Here is a 717-nt window from a genome sequence, read left to right as displayed (position 1 = left end):
AAGACAACGGCGACGGTACTCATACTGTAACCATTAAAGACGGTAACGGTAACACTACTACCACCATCGTTAAAGACGGTGCAACTGGTGCCGATGGTAAGAATGCCAAAGCTGATGTTAAAGACAATGGCGACGGTACTCATACAGTGACCATCGTTGACGGTGATGGTAAAACTACTACCACTATCGTTAAAGACGGTAAGAACGCTGAAGCCGAAGTTAAAGACAACGGCGACGGTACTCACACTGTAACCATCAAAGACGGTAACGGTAATACCACTACTACCATCGTTAAAGACGGTGCAACTGGTGCCAAAGGTGATACCGGCGCAACTGGTGCAACCGGTGCCGACGGTAAGAACGCTGAAGCCGAAGTTAAAGACAACGGCGACGGTACTCATACTGTAACCATCAAAGACGGTAACGGTAACACTACTACTACTGTTGTTAAAGACGGTGCAACTGGTGCCAAAGGTGACACTGGTGCCGACGGTAAGAACGCTGAAGCCGAAGTTAAAGACAACGGCGACGGTACCCACACTGTAACCATCAAAGACGGTAACGGTAATACCACTACTACCATCGTTAAAGACGGTGCAACTGGTGCTAAAGGTGATACCGGCGCAACTGGTGCAACCGGTGCCGACGGTAAGAACGCTGAAGCTGACGTTAAAGATAACGGTAACGGTACCCACACTGTAACCATCAAAGACGGTA

Annotated in this window: 1 pseudogene; it reads left to right on the top strand. The window is 48.8% G+C overall.

The window, feature by feature from the left end:
* Positions 1-717, top strand: a pseudogene (locus HMPREF2661_RS00865) (hypothetical protein); the annotation flags it as partial.

The sequence above is a fragment of the Neisseria sp. HMSC061B04 genome, assembly GCF_001836705.1.
GTDB lineage: Bacteria > Pseudomonadota > Gammaproteobacteria > Burkholderiales > Neisseriaceae > Neisseria.
Note: the sequence above shows the minus strand (reverse complement) of the source record. Positions and strands in the feature narration are given on the sequence as shown.